A 17,581-nucleotide genomic window follows, 5' to 3' on the forward strand; every position below is an offset into this window, starting at 1 on the left:
AGGACCTGCCCCATGATCCACAGCGCGCAGCACGCCGCCTCCTATTACGCCGCCAGCAGCGCGCCCCACCCCGACCACGCTTTCCTGCAAGGCGAGCACAGCGCCGACGTGTGCATCGTCGGCGGCGGCTATTCAGGCCTGAACACCGCCATCGAACTGGCCGAACGTGGCCTCTCGGTGATCCTGCTGGAAGCCCGCAAGCTCGGCTGGGGCGCCAGCGGGCGCAACGGCGGGCAACTCATCCGCGGGGTCGGCCATGGCCTGGATCAGTTCCTCCCGGTGATCGGCGAAGAAGGCGTGCGCAGCATGAAGCTGATGGGCCTGGAAGCCGTGGAGATCGTTCGCGAGCGGGTCGAGCGCCACGCCATCGCCTGCGACCTGACCTGGGGCTACTGCGACCTGGCCAATAAACCTGCTGAGCTGCTGGGCTTTGCCGAAGAGGCTCAAGCACTGCGCAGCTTGGGCTACGAGCATGAGCTGCGCCTGGTCGGCAAAGACGATATCCACAGCGTGGTCGGCGCCGAGTGCTATGTCGGCGGCCTGATCGACATGGGCTCGGGCCACCTGCACCCACTCAACCTGGCACTTGGCGAGGCGGCCGTAGCCAGCCGCCTAGGCGTGCGCCTGTATGAGCAGTCGGAAGTCACCCGCATCGAGTATGGCCCTGAGGTCAAGGTGCACACCGCTCAAGGCCAGGTTCGCGCCAAGACCCTCGTGCTGTGCTGCAATGCCTACCACAACGACCTCAACCGCGAGCTGGGCGGCAAGGTGCTGCCCGCCGGCAGCTACATCATTGCCACCGAGCCACTGGGCGAGGAACGCGCGCGCACACTGCTGCCACAGAACATGGCCGTGTGCGATCAGCGCGTAGCGCTGGACTACTATCGCCTGTCTGCGGACCACCGGCTCCTGTTCGGCGGTGCCTGCCACTATTCCGGCCGCGACCCGCAAGACATCGCCGCCTACATGCGGCCGAAAATGCTCAAGGTTTTCCCGCACCTGGCCGATGTGCGCATCGAGTTCCAATGGGGCGGCATGATCGGCATTGGCGCCAACCGCCTGCCGCAGATCGGCCGTTTGGCCAGCCAGCCGAATGTCTATTACGCCCAGGCATACTCCGGCCATGGGCTGAACGCTACCCACCTGGCCGCGCGCCTGCTGGGCGAGGCCATCAGTGGCCAGCAAAGCGGGCGCTTCGACCTGTTCGCCAAGGTGCCGCACATCACCTTCCCAGGCGGCAAGCACCTGCGCTCGCCACTGCTGGCACTGGGGATGCTCTGGCACCGGCTGAAAGAGCTGGTCTGAACGCTGCCGCTCCTACAAATTGGGCCGTTTATGCCTTCCAGAAGGGTTTGCGCCCTTCTGTACGGGCCTGCTCCCAGCTCAGCCCGACATCGCGCAACTCATCGTCTGTCAGCTGCAGCAGCGCCTTGCGGGTATGCCAGCGATGCACCATCAGCCCCCAACGGCTCAGGCCCGCTGGCGCATTGAAGACCTTGGCCCGCTGCCCGGCGTCCAGGTCCTTGGCCATCAGTTGCAAGCGCATATCGCTCATGCCACCCATCACTGCGTTCTCCCGTTCAGTTGATACCGTGGAGCAAGCATGCGCGTTGGCAATGGTGACAATACAGATCCACTAGCGGCTTATTATTCCCATACAGAATTGGCGAATCGACGCGTGAATGCTGTATTTTCAGCGCAACTGTACTGGTCGCTGTATGCAGGCGACGCTGGAGTATGCCGTGACGCTCTACCTCAACCTCGCCGAGCTGCTCGGCGCCCGTATCGAACAAGGCCTGTATCGCCCCGGCCAGCGCCTGCCTTCGGTGCGCGCCCTCAGCATGGAACACGGCGTCAGCCTGAGCACCGTGCAGCAGGCCTACCGCATGCTCGAAGACAGCGGCATGGTCTCGCCGCGGCCCAAGTCGGGCTACTTTGTCAGCGAACACCGCCACCTCCCTGCCCTGCCCGCCGTCAGCCGCCCGGCCCAGCGCCCTGTGGATATTTCCCAGTGGGAACAGGTGCTGGAACTGGTCCGCAGCACCCCGCGCCAGGACGTGATGCAACTGGGCCGCGGCATGCCCGACGTCAACAGCCCGACCCTCAAGCCGCTGTTGCGCAGCCTCGCCCAACTGAGCCGGCGCCAGGACATGCCTGGCCTGTATTACGACAACATCCATGGCAACCTGGCCCTGCGCGAGCAGATCGCCCGCTTGATGCTGGACTCCGGCTGCCGCCTGGGCCCGGCCGACCTGGTGGTGACCACCGGCTGCCATGAGGCGCTGTCCTGCAGCATTCGCGCGGTGTGCGAGCCGGGCGATATCGTCGCGGTCGACTCGCCCAGCTTCCATGGCGCCATGCAAACCCTCAAGGGCCTGGGCATGAAGGCACTGGAGATCCCCACCGACCCGGTCACCGGCATCAGCCTCGAAGCGCTGGAGCTGGCCCTGGAGCAGTGGCCGATCAAGCTCATCCAGATCACCCCGAGCTGCAACAACCCGCTCGGCTACATCATGCCCGAGGCGCGCAAGAAGGCGTTGCTGAGCCTGGCCCAGCGCTACGACGTGGCCATTCTGGAAGACGATGTGTACGGCGACCTGGCCTACACCTACCCGCGCCCGCGCACCCTCAAGTCGTTCGACGACGACGGCCGCGTGTTGCTGTGCAGCTCGTTCTCCAAGACCTTGGCCCCCGGCCTGCGCATCGGCTGGGTCGCGCCGGGGCGTTACTTGGAGCGGGTGCTGCACATGAAGTACATCAGCACCGGCAGCACCGCCAGCCAGCCGCAACTGGCCATTGCCGACTTCATCAAGGCCGGCCATTACCAGCCCCACGTGCGCCGCATGCGCAGCCAATACCAACGCAGCCGCGACGTGATGAGCGACTGGGTCACCCGTTACTTCCCACCGGGCACCCGGGTCAGCCGACCCCAGGGGGGCTTCATGCTGTGGGTCGAACTGCCCGAACATTTCGACACGCTGCGGCTGAACCGCGCTTTACTGGAGCAGGGGGTGCAGGTTGCCGTGGGCAGCATTTTCTCGGCCTCGGGCAAGTTCCGTCACTGCCTGCGCATGAATTTCGCCGCCCAACCTACGCCGGCAATCGAGGCCGCCGTGCGCAACGTGGGTGAAACCGCCCTTCGTCTACTGGATCAGGACGACGCCTGCGCGTAACTTTGCGCCGCCCTCCACGGTCCAACCCCTTAAGCCTTTGCTGTACAGGACGCGCTTACCTTGAGATTGCAGCAAGCTCTGCCGCTTCTGCTGACGCTACTGCTCGGCCTTGCAGGCTGTGCCAGCGTCGGCGCCCCTCGCGAAGTCAGCCAGGCGCTGCCGGCCAACGATTCCGCCTTCGGCCGCTCGGTGCTGCGCCAGGCGGCACCTTATGAGGGGCGCTCGGGCTTTCGCCTGTTGCCCAACAGCAACGAGGCGTTTCGCGCGCGCGCCGAGCTGATCCGCAACGCCCAGGCCAGCATCGACCTGCAGTACTACATCGTCCACGACGGCCTCAGCACCCGCGCGCTGGTGCATGAGCTGCTGCGTGCCGCCGACCGTGGCGTGCGCGTGCGCATCCTGCTGGACGACACCACCAGCGATGGCCTGGACACCATCATGGGCACCCTCGATGCCCACCCGAACATCCAGATCCGCGTCTTCAACCCGCTGCACCTGGGGCGCAGCACCGGCGCCACGCGGGCCGTAGGCCGCCTGTTCAACCTGTCGCGCCAGCACCGGCGCATGCACAACAAGCTGTTCCTGGTGGACAACAGCATGGCCATCGTCGGCGGGCGCAACCTGGGTGACGAGTACTTCGATGCCGAGCCCAACCTCAACTTCACCGACATCGACTTGCTGGGCGTAGGCCCGGTGGCCGAACAACTTGGCCACAGTTTCGACCAGTACTGGAACAGCGCCCTGAGCCGACCGATCGGCGATTTTCTCTGGCGCCTGCCGGATGCCGACGACCTGCGCGCCAGCCGGCACCGCCTGGAAGTTTCCTTGGCCGAGGCGCGGACGCGGCGCAAGGCCTTGTATGACCGGTTGATGGCGTACCAGTCACAGCCGCGCCTGGATATCTGGCGCAACGAGCTGATCTGGGCCCACAGCCAAGCGCTGTGGGATGCGCCGAGCAAGGTGCTAGCCGATGATGAGCCCGACCCGCACCTGCTGCTGAGCCAGCAGTTGGCGCCGGACCTGGCCAACGTGCACAAAGAGCTGATCCTGGTATCGGCGTACTTCGTGCCGGGCGAGCCGGGGTTGCTGTACCTGACCGGCCGTGCCGATGCCGGGGCGTCGGTCAGGCTGCTGACCAATTCGCTGGAAGCCACCGATGTGCCAGCGGTGCATGGCGGCTATGCGCCCTACCGCCGTGCGCTGCTCGAACATGGTGTGCAACTGTTCGAGCTGCGCCGCCAGCCGGGCGACCCGAGCGCCGGGCGCCTGAGCTTCCGTGGCAGCTCCGATTCGAGCCTGCACAGCAAGGCGATCGTCTTCGACCGGCGCAAGACGTTCATCGGCTCGTTCAATTTCGACCCGCGTTCGGTGCTGTGGAATACCGAGGTGGGGGTGCTGGTGGACAGCCCGGAGTTGGCCGAATACACCCGCGAGCTAGCCGTGCAGGGCATGGCGCCCGCGCTGAGTTATCAGGTGAGGCTGGCCAATGACAAGCTGGTCTGGGTGACCGAGGACAATGGCCAGCTGCACACGCTGACAGCAGAGCCCGGCGGGCTCTGGCGGCGCTTCAATGCCTGGATCAGCAAGGCGGTTGGCCTGGAGAAGATGCTGTAGTTCCGATGGCGGGGGGCGCTTTGCGCCCCATTCGCAGCACAAGGCTGCTCCTACAGAGCACCGCGTATTCCTGTAGGAGCAGCCTTGTGCTGCGAAAGGGCCGCAAAGCTTCCAAAGAACATCAGGCAGGCGCAGGTTCGAAGGCACCGCGCCGACGGGTCAACACCACCAGCCCTGCGGCCCCAATAGCCATCAACAACGGCAACGCATGCCCGCTGATCCACTGGCTACCCGCCCCGGCCAACAGCGGCCCGAGCAGGCAACCGATGCCCCACAGCTGCGCCACATGGGCATTGGCACGTACCAGCGCATCATCCCGATAACGCTCGCCGATCAGCACCAGCGACAGGGTGAACAACCCCCCGGCACTGGCCCCGAACAGCACCCACAGCGGCCAGATTACCGGCGTGTGCAGCAGCAACGGAATCGCCAGGCTGGAGCACATCAAGGTCACCGCACAACCGGTGAACAGGGTGCGCCGCGACATGTGGTCAGCCAGCGCGCCGATCGGCAACTGCAGCACTGCATCGCCTACCACCACTGTGCTCACCATGAACAAGGCAACCTCGGTGGTGAACCCTTGCTGCAGGCTGTAGACCGGCAACAAGGTCAGGATCATCGCCTCGAACGAGGCAAACAGGGCGATTGCCCAGGCGATCACCGGCAGGCGGCGGCAGAAAGCGACCAAGTCGCGGAAGGTGACGCTGTAGGCTTCAGTGGTCGGCGCCCCGCCGCGGCCCAACAGCACCAGCGGTGCCAGCAACAGCAAGCCGGTCGCGGCCCAGAACCCAAAGTCGTCGTCCGAACCGAGAAAGCCCAGCACCAGCGGCCCGGCCAGTTGGCTCAAGGCATAGCTGCTGCCATACAGCGCCACCAGGCGGCCACGCCATTGCTCGACCACCAATTGGTTGATCCAGCTTTCGCCGAGGATGAACACCACAGTCAGGGACATACCGATCAGCAGGCGCAGGGCCAGCCACAGCGGGTAGCTTGGAAGCACCGCAACCAGGCCGATCGACAGCGCGCCGCCCCAGAGGCACAGGCGCATGGCCGCAGGCACGCCGACCCAACCGGCCAGGCGGCTGGCCAGGCTGGCACCCAGCAGTACGCCCAAGGCGGGCATCGCTGCCATTACGCCGATGGCGAAACTGCCGTAGCCCCAGGCCTCCAGGCGCAGGGAGACCAGCGGCATGCTCACGCCAAGCGCAAGGCCGACGCTGAGTACGGATGCCAGTACGGCGAAGTAGGTGCCCCAGCGCATGTGCTCCCCCTGTTGGATTTTCTTGGGCCCATTCGCGGGACAAGCCCGCTCCCACAGGTACTCCGCGATTGTGAAATCAGCGGTGAACCTGTGGGAGCGGGCTTGCCCCGCGAATGGGCCGCATCGCGGCCCCAGCGATTTACAGCTTGATCCAGGTCGCTTTCAGCTCGGTGTACTTCTCCAGCGCATGCAGCGACTTGTCACGGCCGTTGCCCGACTGCTTGAAGCCACCGAACGGCGCGGTCATGTCGCCGCCGTCGTACTGGTTGACCCAGACGCTGCCAGCGCGCACGGCACGGGCGGTCTTGTGGGCCTTGGAAATGTCCGAAGTCCAGATGCCAGCCGCCAGGCCGTACGGCGTGTCGTTGGCAATGGCGATGGCTTCTTCGGCCGTGTCGAAGGTGATCACCGACAACACGGGGCCAAAGATTTCTTCCTGGGCGATCTTCATGGCATTGGTCACGCCGTCGAAGATGGTCGGCTCGACATAAGTGCCGCCGGTTTCTTCGAGGATGCGCTTGCCACCGGCCAGCAGTTTGGCGCCATCCTTGTGGCCAGCGTCGATGTACGACAGCACGGTGTTCATCTGCTGGGTATCGACCAGCGCGCCAACGGTGGTCTGCGGGTCAAGTGGGTTGCCCGGTTTCCAGCCTTTGAGGGCCTCGACCACCAGGGGCAGGAACGTGTCCTTGATCGAGCGCTCGACCAGCAGGCGCGAACCCGCGGTGCAGACTTCGCCCTGGTTGAAAGCGATGGCGCTGGCAGCGGCTTCGGCAGCGGCTTGCAGGTCCGGTGCGTCAGCGAAGACGATGTTTGGGCTCTTGCCACCGGCTTCCAGCCAGATGCGCTTCATGTTCGATTCGCCAGCGTAGATCATCAGCTGCTTGGCGATTTTGGTCGAACCGGTGAACACCAGGGTGTCGACGTCCATGTGCAGGGCCAGGGCCTTGCCGACAGTGTGGCCGTAGCCTGGCAACACGTTCAGCACACCGGCCGGGATGCCGGCTTCGATGGCCAGCTGGGCGATGCGGATGGCGGTCAGTGGCGATTTTTCGGACGGCTTGAGCACCACCGAGTTACCGGTGGCCAGGGCCGGGCCGAGTTTCCAGCAGGCCATCAGCAGCGGGAAGTTCCACGGCACGATGGCGCCTACGACGCCCACCGGCTCACGGGTTACCAGGCCGAGTTGGTCATGCGGTGTCGGTGCGACTTCGTCGTAGACCTTGTCGATGGCTTCAGCATTCCAGTGCAGGGCTTGTGCCGCGCCTGGGACGTCGATGGTCGAGGAGTCGCCGATCGGCTTGCCCATGTCCAGGGTTTCGAGCAGTGCCAGCTCTTCGACGTTCTTGCGCAGCAAGTCGGCGAAGCGGATCAGCTTGGCCTTGCGCTTGGCCGGAGCCAGGCGCGACCAGACGCCGGAATCGAAGGTGGCGCGGGCGTTCTCGACGGCACGGTTGGCGTCAGCCAGGTCGCAGCTGGCGACCTTGGCCAGGAAGCGTCCGTCGACCGGGCTCAGGCACTCGAAGGTCTCACCGGATGCGGCGTCGGTGTATTCGCCGTTGATGAAGGCACGGCCTTCGATCTTCAGTTGCTGGGCACGTTGTTCCCAGTCCGCACGAGTCAGGGTGGTCATACGAAACTCCTCCTCTTGTTTAGGTGCAACGCCGCACTGAGGACTCACTGGCGTTGTCAGAATTCTGGCCGGGCGACGCGCGCGCACGGGCAAACGACACCCTAAACCAGCCTGTGTAAACTATCAATATATTTGACACGAAAGGCCTAAAAGCCTACTGATGTGCATTTTATTAAACAACAACAGGAGCCGCACCATGAGCATCGCCAGCATCATCGACTTCGCCCAGGTTCTGACCGAGGCTGAACGCTACCGCCCGGCGGCAGAGAAAATCCTCAAGGGCGAGCCCGACCAGGCCGTCTATAACCACTACTCCAGCCCGTGCGGCCAGTTTGCGGCGGGTGTCTGGGAAGGTGAAGTCGGGCAGTGGACCGTGAACTATACCGAGCACGAATACTGCGAGATCGTGCAGGGCGTTTCGGTGCTGCGCGACCAGGATGGCGGCGCCAAGACCCTGCGCGCCGGTGATCGGTTCGTCATCCCGGCCGGCTTCAAAGGCACCTGGGAGGTGCTGGAGCCTTGCCGCAAGATCTACGTGATGTTCGAGCAGAAGTAAGGGGCCCTGGCAGGCAAAAAAAAACCCGCGTCCTTTCGGATGCGGGTTTTTTTTAAGGTTGCCGATCAATTACTTGATCTTGGCTTCCTTGTACACCACGTGCTTGCGAACAACCGGATCATATTTCTTGATCTCGATTTTGTCCGGAGTGGTGCGCTTGTTCTTGTCGGTGGTGTAGAAGTGGCCGGTACCGGCACTCGAAACCAGACGGATCAATTCACGCATGATGTTCTCCCTTAAACCTTGGCGCCAGCTTTACGGATGTCAACCAGAACGGCGTCGATGCCGCGCTTGTCGATGATACGCATGCCCTTGGCGGAAACGCGCAGACGCACGAAACGCTTCTCGGATTCAACCCAGAAACGGTGGTGCTGCAGGTTCGGCAGGAAACGACGACGGGTTTTGTTGTTTGCGTGGGAAATGTTGTTCCCGGTTACTGGACCCTTACCAGTAACTTGACAGACTCTCGACATGACTCAGCCCTCTAAAACCACATGCCCAACCCGGCATGGGTTGGCCGCTTAATCTCTCAGTCTTTGGCGCCAGGCGCCGTGATTCTGGAGGTCTTATCGACCGGATCCGCTGATGCGACAGGCCGAGCCCCTAGAAAAGAGCGCTGCTTTATACCAGAAAGACTGCATTGCAACAACAGATGATGAGCATCTAGCTGAGGCAAATCGTGCGCGAGCAGCATAGCGACTAGCGCGGCGCACTGTCGACCACTCGTCGCCAGCCGACAGAAAAAGAGGGTGGTCATTTGCTGATGCGCGCACTAGGGTAGGACGTTTCCAGACTGCACTGGCAGATGGGCCACTGACAGCCAAGGAGTCACGATGCGTGCCGCCGCCTTTTCCTTATTGTTTACCTCCCTGTTTGCCGCCGGCATCGCCCAGGCAGCCCCGCTGAGTGTCTGCAGCGAAGCCAGCCCCGAAGGCTTCGACGTGGTCCAGTACAACTCGCTGACCACCACCAATGCCTCGGCCGACGTGCTGATGAACCGGTTGGTGGAGTTCGACGCCGGCCAAGGCAAGGTTGTCCCCAGCCTGGCGGCGAGCTGGACGTTGTCAGCAGACGGCCTGATCTACGACTTCAAGCTGCGCGATGACGTGAAGTTTCACACCACCGCCTACTTCAAACCGACCCGCGAGCTGAACGCCGACGACGTGCTGTTCAGCTTCCAGCGCATGCTCTACCCGGCCCACGCCTGGCACAAGACTGCGCCGGGCGGTTACCCGCATGCGCAATCGCTGCAACTGGGCAGCCTGATCAAGTCGATCGATGCCCCCGAGCCGCACACTGTGCGCTTCACCCTGACCCACCCGGATGCCACGTTCCTGGCCACCTTGAGCATGGGCTTTGCCTCGATCTATTCCGCCGAGTATGCCGACAAACTGCTCAAGGCGGGCACGCCGGACAAGCTCAACAGCCAGCCGATCGGCACCGGGCCGTTCGTCTTCCAGCGTTTCCAGAAGGACGCCGTGGTGCGCTACCGCGCCAACCCCGACTACTTCGCCGGCAAGCCTGCGGTCGACCCGCTGATCTTCGCCATCACCACCGATGCCAACGTGCGCCTGCAAAAACTCAAGCGCAACGAGTGCCAGGTGGCCCTCTCGCCCAAGCCGCTGGACATCGCTGAAGCCGGCAAGGATGGCAACCTCACGGTAGCCAGCACGCCGGCCTTCATGACCGCCTTCGTCGCCATCAACAGCGAACACCCGCCCCTGGACAAGCCAGAGGTGCGCCAGGCCATCAACCTGGCCTTCGACAAACAGGCTTACCTCAAGGCGGTGTTCGAAGGCACCGCGACGGCCGCCAACGGCCCCTACCCGCCCAACACCTGGAGCTACGCCAAGGACCTGCCCGGCTACCCCTTGGACCTGAAAAAGGCCAAGGCCTTGCTGACCAAGGCTGGCCTGCCTGACGGCTTCAGCACCACAATCTGGACCCGCCCTTCGGGCAGCCTGCTCAACCCCAACCCCAGCCTTGGCGCGCAGATGCTGCAGGCCGACCTGGGCAAGATCGGCATCAAGGCCGAAATCCGCGTGATCGAGTGGGGCGAGCTGATCCGCCGCGCCAAGGCCGGCGAGCATGACTTGCTGTTCATGGGCTGGGCGGGTGACAACGGCGACCCGGATAACTTCCTCAGCCCGCAGTTTTCCTGTGCGGCGGTGAAGTCGGGGACCAACTTTGCACGGTTCTGCGACAGCCGCCTCGACCAGCTGATCAACGCGGGGCGCACCACCAATGACCAGAGCGTACGCAGCCGGCTGTACCAGCAGGCACAGACGCTGATCCAGCAGCAGGCGCTGTGGGTGCCGCTGGCGCATCCGACCGCGGCTACCCTGCTGCGCCAGGGCGTCGAGGGGTACCAGGTGAGCCCGTTTGGGCGGTTGGATTTCAGCAAGGTTTCGGTGACCAAGTAAGCCTGTGCCGCCCTCTTCGCGGGCAAGCCCGCCCCCACAAGGACCTCACAGCCTTTGAATGCTGTGCGGTACCTGTGGGAGCGGGCTTGCCCCGCGAAGAGGCCGGCACAAGTACACCGCTAAGCAACGATCCACCCCTCCTCCACCATCGACAACGGCTCGCCATCGCCCACGATGATGTGGTCGAGCACCCGCACATCGATCAGCCCTAACGCGCGCTTTAGCGCCAACGTCATGTGCACATCATCCTGGCTGGGCTCGCTGTTGCCCGATGGGTGGTTATGGCACAGGATCAACGCCGCTGCGTTGTGCAGCAACGCTCGGCGCACCACTTCCCGCGGGTAGATACTGGCCCGGTCGATCGTCCCCCTGAACAGGATCTCGAACGCCAGCGGCCGGTGCTTGGTATCCAGAAACAGGCAGCCAAACACCTCACTGGCCTCATGGCGCAGCATGGCCTTGAGGTAGCGCCGCACCGCCTCCGGGCTCTCCAGAGCCGGCGTACGCTCGATCGTCTCATCCAGGTAGCGCCGGCCAATCTCCAGAAGTGCCTGCAACTGGGCGTACTTCACGGGCCCAAGACCTGGCTCGCGCAAAATGGCTTGGCGATCAGCCTCCAGAAATGGCCTCAGGCCCCCAAAGCGAACCAGTAACCCCCGCGCCAGCTCCAGCACGTTACGCCCGGCAACGCCCGAGCCCAGCAGCACCGCTACCAGCTCGGCGTCCGACAGCACCGCAGCCCCCCGCAACAACAACTTCTCCCGCGGCCGTTCTTCTGCCGGCCATTCCCTGATACTCATCCCCACTCCTTGGTCCTGCTGCGGCACGTTTGGGCCCTGTGTTAATCTATTTCGCCTCGTACATGCGACGTTCTGCCGCAGGCAGTTCTTGTCGCCGCCCGCTTTCACTGGAAAAAGGCAAAAGCCTATGCAGCGGCTGTATCACAAGCGCATCGTCCTCGGCGTCGGTGGCGGCATTGCCGCCTACAAAAGCGCCGAACTGATCCGCCGACTCCTGGAGCACGGCGCGCAGGTGCGCGTCGTCATGACCCGTGGCGGTGCAGAGTTCATCACCCCGCTGACCCTACAGGCGCTGTCCGGCCACCCGGTGCACATGGACCTGCTCGACCCCGCCGCCGAAGCGGCCATGGGCCATATCGAGCTGGCCAAGTGGGCCGACCTGGTCCTCATCGCCCCCGCCACGGCCGACCTCATGGCGCGCATGGCCCAAGGCATGGCCGACGACCTGCTGACCACCCTGATCCTGGCCACCGACGCCACCGTTGCCGTCGCCCCGGCCATGAACCAGGCGATGTGGCGTGACCCGGCCACCCAGGCCAACCTCGACCTGCTCAAAAGCCGCGGCATCCAGGTGTTCGGCCCAGCTTCCGGCAGCCAAGCCTGTGGCGACGTAGGCCTTGGCCGTATGCTCGAAGCCACCGACCTGGCCTGGTGCGCCGCCGAAAGCTTCAAGCGCCAGACGCTGACCGGCAAACACGTGCTGATCACTGCCGGCCCAACCCAGGAAAACATCGACCCGGTCCGCTACATCACCAATCATAGCTCCGGGAAGATGGGCTTCGCCCTGGCCGAAGCGGCTGCCGAAGCCGGTGCTCGGGTGACCCTCGTCACCGGCCCGGTGCACCTGCCGACCCCCGACCGGGTCAACCGCATCGACGTGGTCAGCGCGCGGGACATGCTCGCGGCCTGTGAAGCGGCCATGCCCTGCGACCTGTTCATTGCCTCGGCAGCGGTCGCGGACTACCGCCCAGAGGTAGTTGCCACGCAAAAACTCAAGAAAGATCCTACGACCGGCGACGGCATGCTGCTGCAGATGGTGCGTAATCCCGATATCCTTGCGACCATCGCTGGCCGTGGCGACCGCCCGTTCAGCGTCGGCTTCGCCGCCGAAACCGAACACCTGCTCGATTACGCCACACGCAAGCTGAAGGACAAGAACCTCGACCTGATCGTCGCCAATGATGTGGCCAACCCCAGCATCGGCTTCAACAGCGAAGAGAACGCCTTGACCGTGATCGACCGCCAGCAGCACCAGACCCTCTTTGCGCAGACCAGCAAGGGCAAGATCGCCCGGCAGTTGGTCGCCTTCATCGCCGAACGGCTCAACCAGGTTCAATAAGTTACATGCACGCTCTTCAAGCCAAGATCCTCGACCCACGCCTGGGCACTGAATTCCCCCTGCCGCAGTACGCCACCCCAGGCTCTGCCGGCCTGGACCTGCGCGCCCTGCTCAAGGAGGACACCGTCCTCGAGCCCGGCCAGACCTTGCTGATCCCCACCGGCCTGTCGATCTACATCGGCGACCCGGGCCTGGCAGCCATGATCCTGCCGCGCTCGGGCCTGGGCCATAAGCACGGCATCGTGTTGGGCAACCTGGTCGGCCTGATCGACTCGGACTACCAGGGCGAGCTGATGGTGTCGTGCTGGAACCGCGGCGACACCCCGTTCACCATCGCCATTGGCGAGCGTATCGCCCAGTTGGTGCTGGTGCCGGTGGTGCAGGCGCATTTCGACATCGTCGAAGCCTTCGACGAAAGCCAGCGGGGAACTGGCGGCTTCGGCCACTCCGGCAGCCACTGAGCCGACAGCTGACCGTTCAGGCCAAGGATGGCGAACTCTCTGGCGAAACCACCGTCCAAGCGTTCAGTTTGCGCCTGCCCAGACAGCCTTTGACTAATGGAGCTTCCAGAGATGAACGAAATGGCCCACCTGGTCCCCGCACTGCCGGACAGCATTTTCCGCGCTTATGACATTCGCGGCGTGGTCGGCAAGACCCTCCATGCCGAAACCGCCTACTGGATCGGCCGCGCCATCGGCGCGCAGACCCTCGCCCAGGGCGAGCCCAAGATCTCCGTTGGCCGTGATGGCCGCTTGTCCGGCCCAATGCTGGTGGAACAGCTGATCAAAGGCCTGGCTGACGCCGGCTGCCAGGTCAGCGATGTCGGCCTGGTGCCGACCCCCGCGCTGTACTACGCCGCCAACGTGCTGGCCGGCACATCGGGCGTGATGCTCACCGGCAGCCACAACCCGTCGGACTACAACGGCTTCAAGATTGTCATCGCAGGAGACACCCTGGCCAACGAACAGATCCAGGCCCTGCAGACCCGCCTGAAAACCAACGACCTGAGCCGTGGCGAAGGCAGCGTGGAAAAGGTCGAAATCCTCGAGCGCTATTACCAGCAAATCGTCGGCGACGTGAAGCTGGCGAAAAAGCTCAAGGTGGTGGTGGACTGCGGCAACGGCGCTGCCGGCGTCATCGCCCCGCAGCTGATCGAAGCCCTGGGCTGCGACGTTATCCCGCTGTTCTGCGAGGTGGACGGTAACTTCCCTAACCACCACCCAGACCCAGGTAAGCCGGAAAACCTTGCGGACCTGATCGCCAAGGTCAAGGAAACCGGGGCCGACATCGGCCTGGCGTTCGACGGTGACGGCGACCGCGTAGGCGTGGTGACCAACACCGGCACCATCGTCTACCCCGACCGCCTGCTGATGCTGTTTGCCCAGGACGTGCTGTCGCGCAACCCGGGCGCCGAGATCATCTTCGACGTCAAATGCACCCGTCGCCTGACCCCGCTGATCGAACAGCATGGCGGCCGCGCGCTGATGTGGAAGACCGGCCACTCGCTGATCAAGAAGAAGATGAAGCAGACCGGTTCGTTGCTGGCCGGCGAGATGAGCGGGCACATCTTCATCAAGGAACGCTGGTACGGTTTCGACGATGGCATCTACAGTGCCGCACGCCTGCTGGAGATCCTCAGCAAGGCCGGGCAAGACGCCGAAAGCCTGTTCGCAGCGTTCCCGAACGATATTTCCACGCCGGAAATCAATATTGATGTGACCGACGAGGGTAAATTCAGCATCATTGATGCACTGCAACGCGACGCCGACTGGGGCGCGGCCAACCTGACCACCATCGACGGTGTGCGGGTCGACTACGCCCACGGCTGGGGCCTGGTACGCGCCTCCAACACCACGCCGGTGCTGGTGCTGCGCTTCGAGGCCGACAACGACGCCGAATTGCAACGTATCAAGGATGTTTTCCGCGCCCAGTTGCTGCGGGTTGCCCCTGAGCTGCAACTGCCGTTCTGACCGACTATCTGTTCCTTACAGGAGCCCTGCATGACCCTCGATCGCGATGCCGCTTCCCATGTAGCCGAAGTTTTGTCCGAAGCACTGCCTTACATCCGCCGCTTTGTCGGCAAGACACTGGTGATCAAGTACGGCGGCAACGCGATGGAGAGCGAGGAGCTCAAAACCGGCTTCGCCCGTGACATCGTGCTGATGAAGGCTGTGGGCATCAACCCGGTGGTGGTCCACGGTGGTGGCCCACAGATCGGTGACCTGCTCAAGCGCCTGTCGATCGAAAGCCACTTCATCGACGGCATGCGCGTGACCGACTCGGCCACCATGGACGTGGTCGAGATGGTGTTGGGCGGCCAGGTCAACAAGGACATCGTCAACCTGATCAACCGCCACGGCGGCAGCGCCATCGGCCTGACCGGCAAGGACGCGGAGCTGATCCGCGCCAAGAAGCTGACCGTCAGCCGCCAGACGCCAGAGATGACCACCCCGGAAATCATCGACATCGGCCATGTCGGCGAAGTCGTGAGCGTGAACACCGACCTGCTGAACATGCTGGTCAAGGGTGACTTCATCCCGGTGATCGCGCCGATCGGCGTGGGCGCCAACGGTGAGTCGTACAACATCAACGCCGACCTGGTGGCGGGCAAGGTTGCCGAGGCACTGAAAGCCGAGAAGCTGATGCTGCTGACCAACATCGCCGGCCTGATGGACAAGCAGGGCCAGGTGCTGACCGGCCTGACCACTGAGCAAGTCAACGAACTGATCGCCGACGGCACCATCTACGGCGGCATGCTGCCGAAGATCAAGTGCGCACTGGATGCGGTGCAGGGCGGCGTGAACAGCTCGCACATCATCGACGGCCGCGTGCCGAACGCGGTACTGCTGGAGATCTTCACCGACAGCGGCGTGGGTACCCTGATCACCAACCGCAAGCCGCGCTGAGTGATTGCTTAGTCTGTCCCGGCCTCTTCGCGGGGCAAGCCCGCTTCCACAAGACCTGCGCTGAACCTGAATTCAGCGGGCACCCTGTGGGAGCGGGCTTGCCCCGCGAAGAGGCCGGAACAGGCAGAAACAAAAAAGGCGACCCGCAAAGGTCGCCTTTTTTATTACCGAGCCGGAATCAGATCCCGTACTGCGCCCGATACGCCTCAACAGCAGGCAGATGCTGCTTGAGCTGCGGATCATCGGCCAGGAACTCCAGCACCTGGGTCAGCGAAACGATGCTGACCACCGGAATACCGAAGTCACGCTCCACTTCCTGGATCGCCGACAGCTCGCCATTGCCGCGCTCTTCGCGGTTAAGCGCGATCAGCACGCCAGCGGCCTTGGCCTGCTGGGCATTGATGATCTGCATGACTTCACGGATGGCCGTGCCGGCCGTGATCACGTCGTCGATGATCAGTACGTCACCCGCCAAAGGCGCGCCAACCAGGCTGCCGCCTTCGCCGTGATCCTTGGCTTCTTTGCGGTTGAAGCACCATGGCACGTCGAGCTGATGCTGATCGGCCAGGGCCACGGCGGTGGTCGCCGCCAGGGGGATACCCTTGTAGGCTGGGCCAAACAGCACGTCGAACGGGATCTTGCTGTCGACGATGGCCGCCGCGTAGCAACGGCCCAACTGCGCCAGTGCAGAACCGGTGTTGAACAGGCCGGCATTGAAGAAGTACGGGCTGGTACGCCCCGATTTCAGGGTGAATTCGCCGAAGCGCAGAACGCCGCGGTCGATGGCAAAACGAATGAAGTCGCGCTGATACGGCTGCATGGAAAGTCCCGGACACCACGGATTTAGCTAAATGAGTTGAGCTCGGGTATCATACACGCACGAGATTTTTGGGGCCATTTATGCGGATCATCAGTGTGAACGTAAATGGCATTCAGGCTGCGGCCGAGCGTGGTTTGCTCAGCTGGCTGCAAGCCCAGAATGCCGACGTCATCTGCCTTCAGGATACCCGCGCCTCGGCCTTTGAACTCGACGACCCAGCTTTCCAGCTCGATGGCTATTTCCTTTATGCCTGCGACGCGGAGGTGCCCGCCCAAGGTGGCGTAGCCCTTTACTCGCGCATGCAGCCCAAGGCAGTCATCACCGGCCTGGGCTTCGAGACAGCCGACCGTTACGGGCGTTACCTGCAAGCAGATTTCGACAAAGTCAGTATTGCCAGCTTGCTGCTGCCTTCGGGCATGAACGGCGACGAAGACTTGAACCAGAAATTCAAGTTGATGGACGACTTCGCCAAGTACCTGGACAAACAGCGGCGCAAGCGTCGCGAGTACATCTATTGCGGCTCGTTCTACGTGGCGCAGCAGAAGCTCGACATCAAAAACTGGCGCGACAGCCAGCAATCGCCTGGCTTCCTGGCACCGGAGCGTGCCTGGATGGACGCGATCACGGGCGAGATGGGTTACGTGGATGCCCTGCGTGAAGTCAGCCGTGAAGGCGACCAGTACAGCTGGTGGCCGGACAACGAACAGGCCGAGATGCTCAACCTGGGCTACCGGTTCGACTACCAGATCCTCACCCCAGGCCTGCGCCGCTTCGTGCGTAACGCCCGCCTGCCGCGTCAGCCGCGCTTCTCGCAGCATGCGCCGCTGATTGTGGACTATGACTGGACGTTGACCATCTAGAAAGCCATTGGGGCCGCTTCGCGCCCCATCGCCGGCAAGCCAGCTCCCACGGGCATAGCGCATGACTTGAAGTTTGCGCAGTCGCGGTGGGAGCAACTGTCTTGTTCAAATTTCTGGGGGCATTCCGTCCTCTGGGAAATCAGCCAGCCCTTTGGACCGCGTTGTCGAGCAGAGAACAAAGTTCGTAAGCGAGTTG

The 17,581-nt window shown here is 63.4% G+C and carries 16 protein-coding genes and 1 pseudogene; 10 read left to right on the forward strand and 7 right to left on the reverse strand.

Annotation, left to right across the window (positions count from 1 at the left end):
- Positions 1-12: 12 nt before the first annotated feature.
- Entirely contained in the window at positions 13-1,305 is a 1,293-nt protein-coding gene (locus HU750_RS17795) for an NAD(P)/FAD-dependent oxidoreductase (protein WP_186681485.1), read from the forward strand.
- A 28-nt stretch (positions 1,306-1,333) separates the two neighbouring features.
- On the opposite strand, the gene HU750_RS17800 is transcribed toward HU750_RS17795, so the two are convergent.
- Entirely contained in the window at positions 1,334-1,564 is a 231-nt protein-coding gene (locus HU750_RS17800) for a DUF1127 domain-containing protein (protein ID WP_186681487.1), read from the reverse strand.
- A 178-nt stretch (positions 1,565-1,742) separates the two neighbouring features.
- On the opposite strand from HU750_RS17800, the gene HU750_RS17805 reads away from it, so the two are divergent.
- Both HU750_RS17805 and HU750_RS17810 read left to right on the forward strand, forming a co-directional pair.
- Entirely contained in the window at positions 1,743-3,173 is a 1,431-nt protein-coding gene (locus HU750_RS17805) for an aminotransferase-like domain-containing protein (protein WP_177323868.1), read from the forward strand.
- 60 nt (positions 3,174-3,233) lie between these two features.
- On the forward strand, positions 3,234-4,787 hold the full coding sequence (locus HU750_RS17810) for a phospholipase D family protein (protein WP_186681489.1): 1,554 nt from the start codon (positions 3,234-3,236) through the stop codon (positions 4,785-4,787).
- 121 nt (positions 4,788-4,908) lie between these two features.
- Here HU750_RS17810 and HU750_RS17815 read toward each other — a convergent pair whose 3' ends face one another.
- Together HU750_RS17815 and HU750_RS17820 are read right to left on the reverse strand one after the other, a co-directional pair.
- Positions 4,909-6,048 (reverse strand): MFS transporter, encoded by a 1,140-nt coding sequence (locus HU750_RS17815; protein WP_027592166.1) that lies wholly within the window; start codon positions 6,046-6,048, stop codon positions 4,909-4,911.
- Positions 6,049-6,187: 139 nt separating this feature from the next.
- Positions 6,188-7,681: an aldehyde dehydrogenase gene (locus tag HU750_RS17820; RefSeq protein WP_027592165.1), complete on the reverse strand. Its 1,494-nt coding sequence runs from the start codon at positions 7,679-7,681 to the stop codon at positions 6,188-6,190.
- A gap of 196 nt (positions 7,682-7,877) precedes the next feature.
- Between HU750_RS17820 and HU750_RS17825 the strand changes: the two genes are divergently transcribed.
- Positions 7,878-8,237, forward strand: coding sequence for a cupin domain-containing protein (locus HU750_RS17825; protein ID WP_027592164.1), 360 nt, complete (start codon positions 7,878-7,880; stop codon positions 8,235-8,237).
- 69 nt (positions 8,238-8,306) lie between these two features.
- Here the strand turns inward: HU750_RS17825 and rpmG are convergent, their stop codons facing one another.
- Together rpmG and rpmB are read right to left on the reverse strand one after the other, a co-directional pair.
- The gene (rpmG, locus tag HU750_RS17830; protein ID WP_003253507.1) at positions 8,307-8,462 is read right to left on the reverse strand and encodes a 50S ribosomal protein L33; all 156 of its coding nucleotides are present in this window, start codon (positions 8,460-8,462) and stop codon (positions 8,307-8,309) included.
- Positions 8,463-8,473: 11 nt separating this feature from the next.
- Positions 8,474-8,710: a 50S ribosomal protein L28 gene (gene rpmB / locus HU750_RS17835; protein ID WP_003253504.1), complete on the reverse strand. Its 237-nt coding sequence runs from the start codon at positions 8,708-8,710 to the stop codon at positions 8,474-8,476.
- A gap of 360 nt (positions 8,711-9,070) precedes the next feature.
- Here rpmB and HU750_RS17840 point away from each other — a divergent pair, with 360 nt between their 5' ends.
- On the forward strand, positions 9,071-10,660 hold the full coding sequence (locus HU750_RS17840; RefSeq protein WP_186681490.1) for an ABC transporter substrate-binding protein: 1,590 nt from the start codon (positions 9,071-9,073) through the stop codon (positions 10,658-10,660).
- Between the two features lie 119 nt (positions 10,661-10,779).
- Here the strand turns inward: HU750_RS17840 and radC are convergent, their stop codons facing one another.
- Positions 10,780-11,460 (reverse strand): RadC family protein, encoded by a 681-nt coding sequence (gene radC, locus HU750_RS17845; protein WP_186681492.1) that lies wholly within the window; start codon positions 11,458-11,460, stop codon positions 10,780-10,782.
- 127 nt (positions 11,461-11,587) lie between these two features.
- Here radC and coaBC point away from each other — a divergent pair, with 127 nt between their 5' ends.
- From coaBC to argB, 4 genes and pseudogenes are all read left to right on the forward strand, one after another.
- Positions 11,588-12,799, forward strand: coding sequence for a bifunctional phosphopantothenoylcysteine decarboxylase/phosphopantothenate--cysteine ligase CoaBC (coaBC, locus tag HU750_RS17850; RefSeq protein WP_027592161.1), 1,212 nt, complete (start codon positions 11,588-11,590; stop codon positions 12,797-12,799).
- A gap of 5 nt (positions 12,800-12,804) precedes the next feature.
- Complete coding sequence (gene dut / locus HU750_RS17855) at positions 12,805-13,260, forward strand: dUTP diphosphatase (protein ID WP_186681494.1); 456 nt, start codon at positions 12,805-12,807, stop codon at positions 13,258-13,260.
- A 135-nt stretch (positions 13,261-13,395) separates the two neighbouring features.
- A pseudogene (locus HU750_RS17860) lies at positions 13,396-14,769 on the forward strand (phosphomannomutase/phosphoglucomutase); the annotation flags it as partial.
- Between the two features lie 30 nt (positions 14,770-14,799).
- Positions 14,800-15,705: an acetylglutamate kinase gene (argB, locus tag HU750_RS17865; RefSeq protein ID WP_027592158.1), complete on the forward strand. Its 906-nt coding sequence runs from the start codon at positions 14,800-14,802 to the stop codon at positions 15,703-15,705.
- Between the two features lie 178 nt (positions 15,706-15,883).
- Here the strand turns inward: argB and pyrE are convergent, their stop codons facing one another.
- Positions 15,884-16,525 carry an orotate phosphoribosyltransferase gene (pyrE, locus tag HU750_RS17870; protein WP_008091580.1) on the reverse strand — a complete coding sequence of 214 codons (642 nt, stop codon included), beginning with the start codon at positions 16,523-16,525 and terminating at the stop codon, positions 15,884-15,886.
- 80 nt (positions 16,526-16,605) lie between these two features.
- On the opposite strand from pyrE, the gene crc reads away from it, so the two are divergent.
- Positions 16,606-17,385 (forward strand): catabolite repression control protein Crc, encoded by a 780-nt coding sequence (gene crc, locus HU750_RS17875; protein WP_003253401.1) that lies wholly within the window; start codon positions 16,606-16,608, stop codon positions 17,383-17,385.
- Positions 17,386-17,581 lie beyond the last annotated feature (196 nt).

Source organism: Pseudomonas sp. SWRI50 (assembly GCF_014269095.1).
Lineage (GTDB): Bacteria > Pseudomonadota > Gammaproteobacteria > Pseudomonadales > Pseudomonadaceae > Aquipseudomonas > Aquipseudomonas kermanshahensis.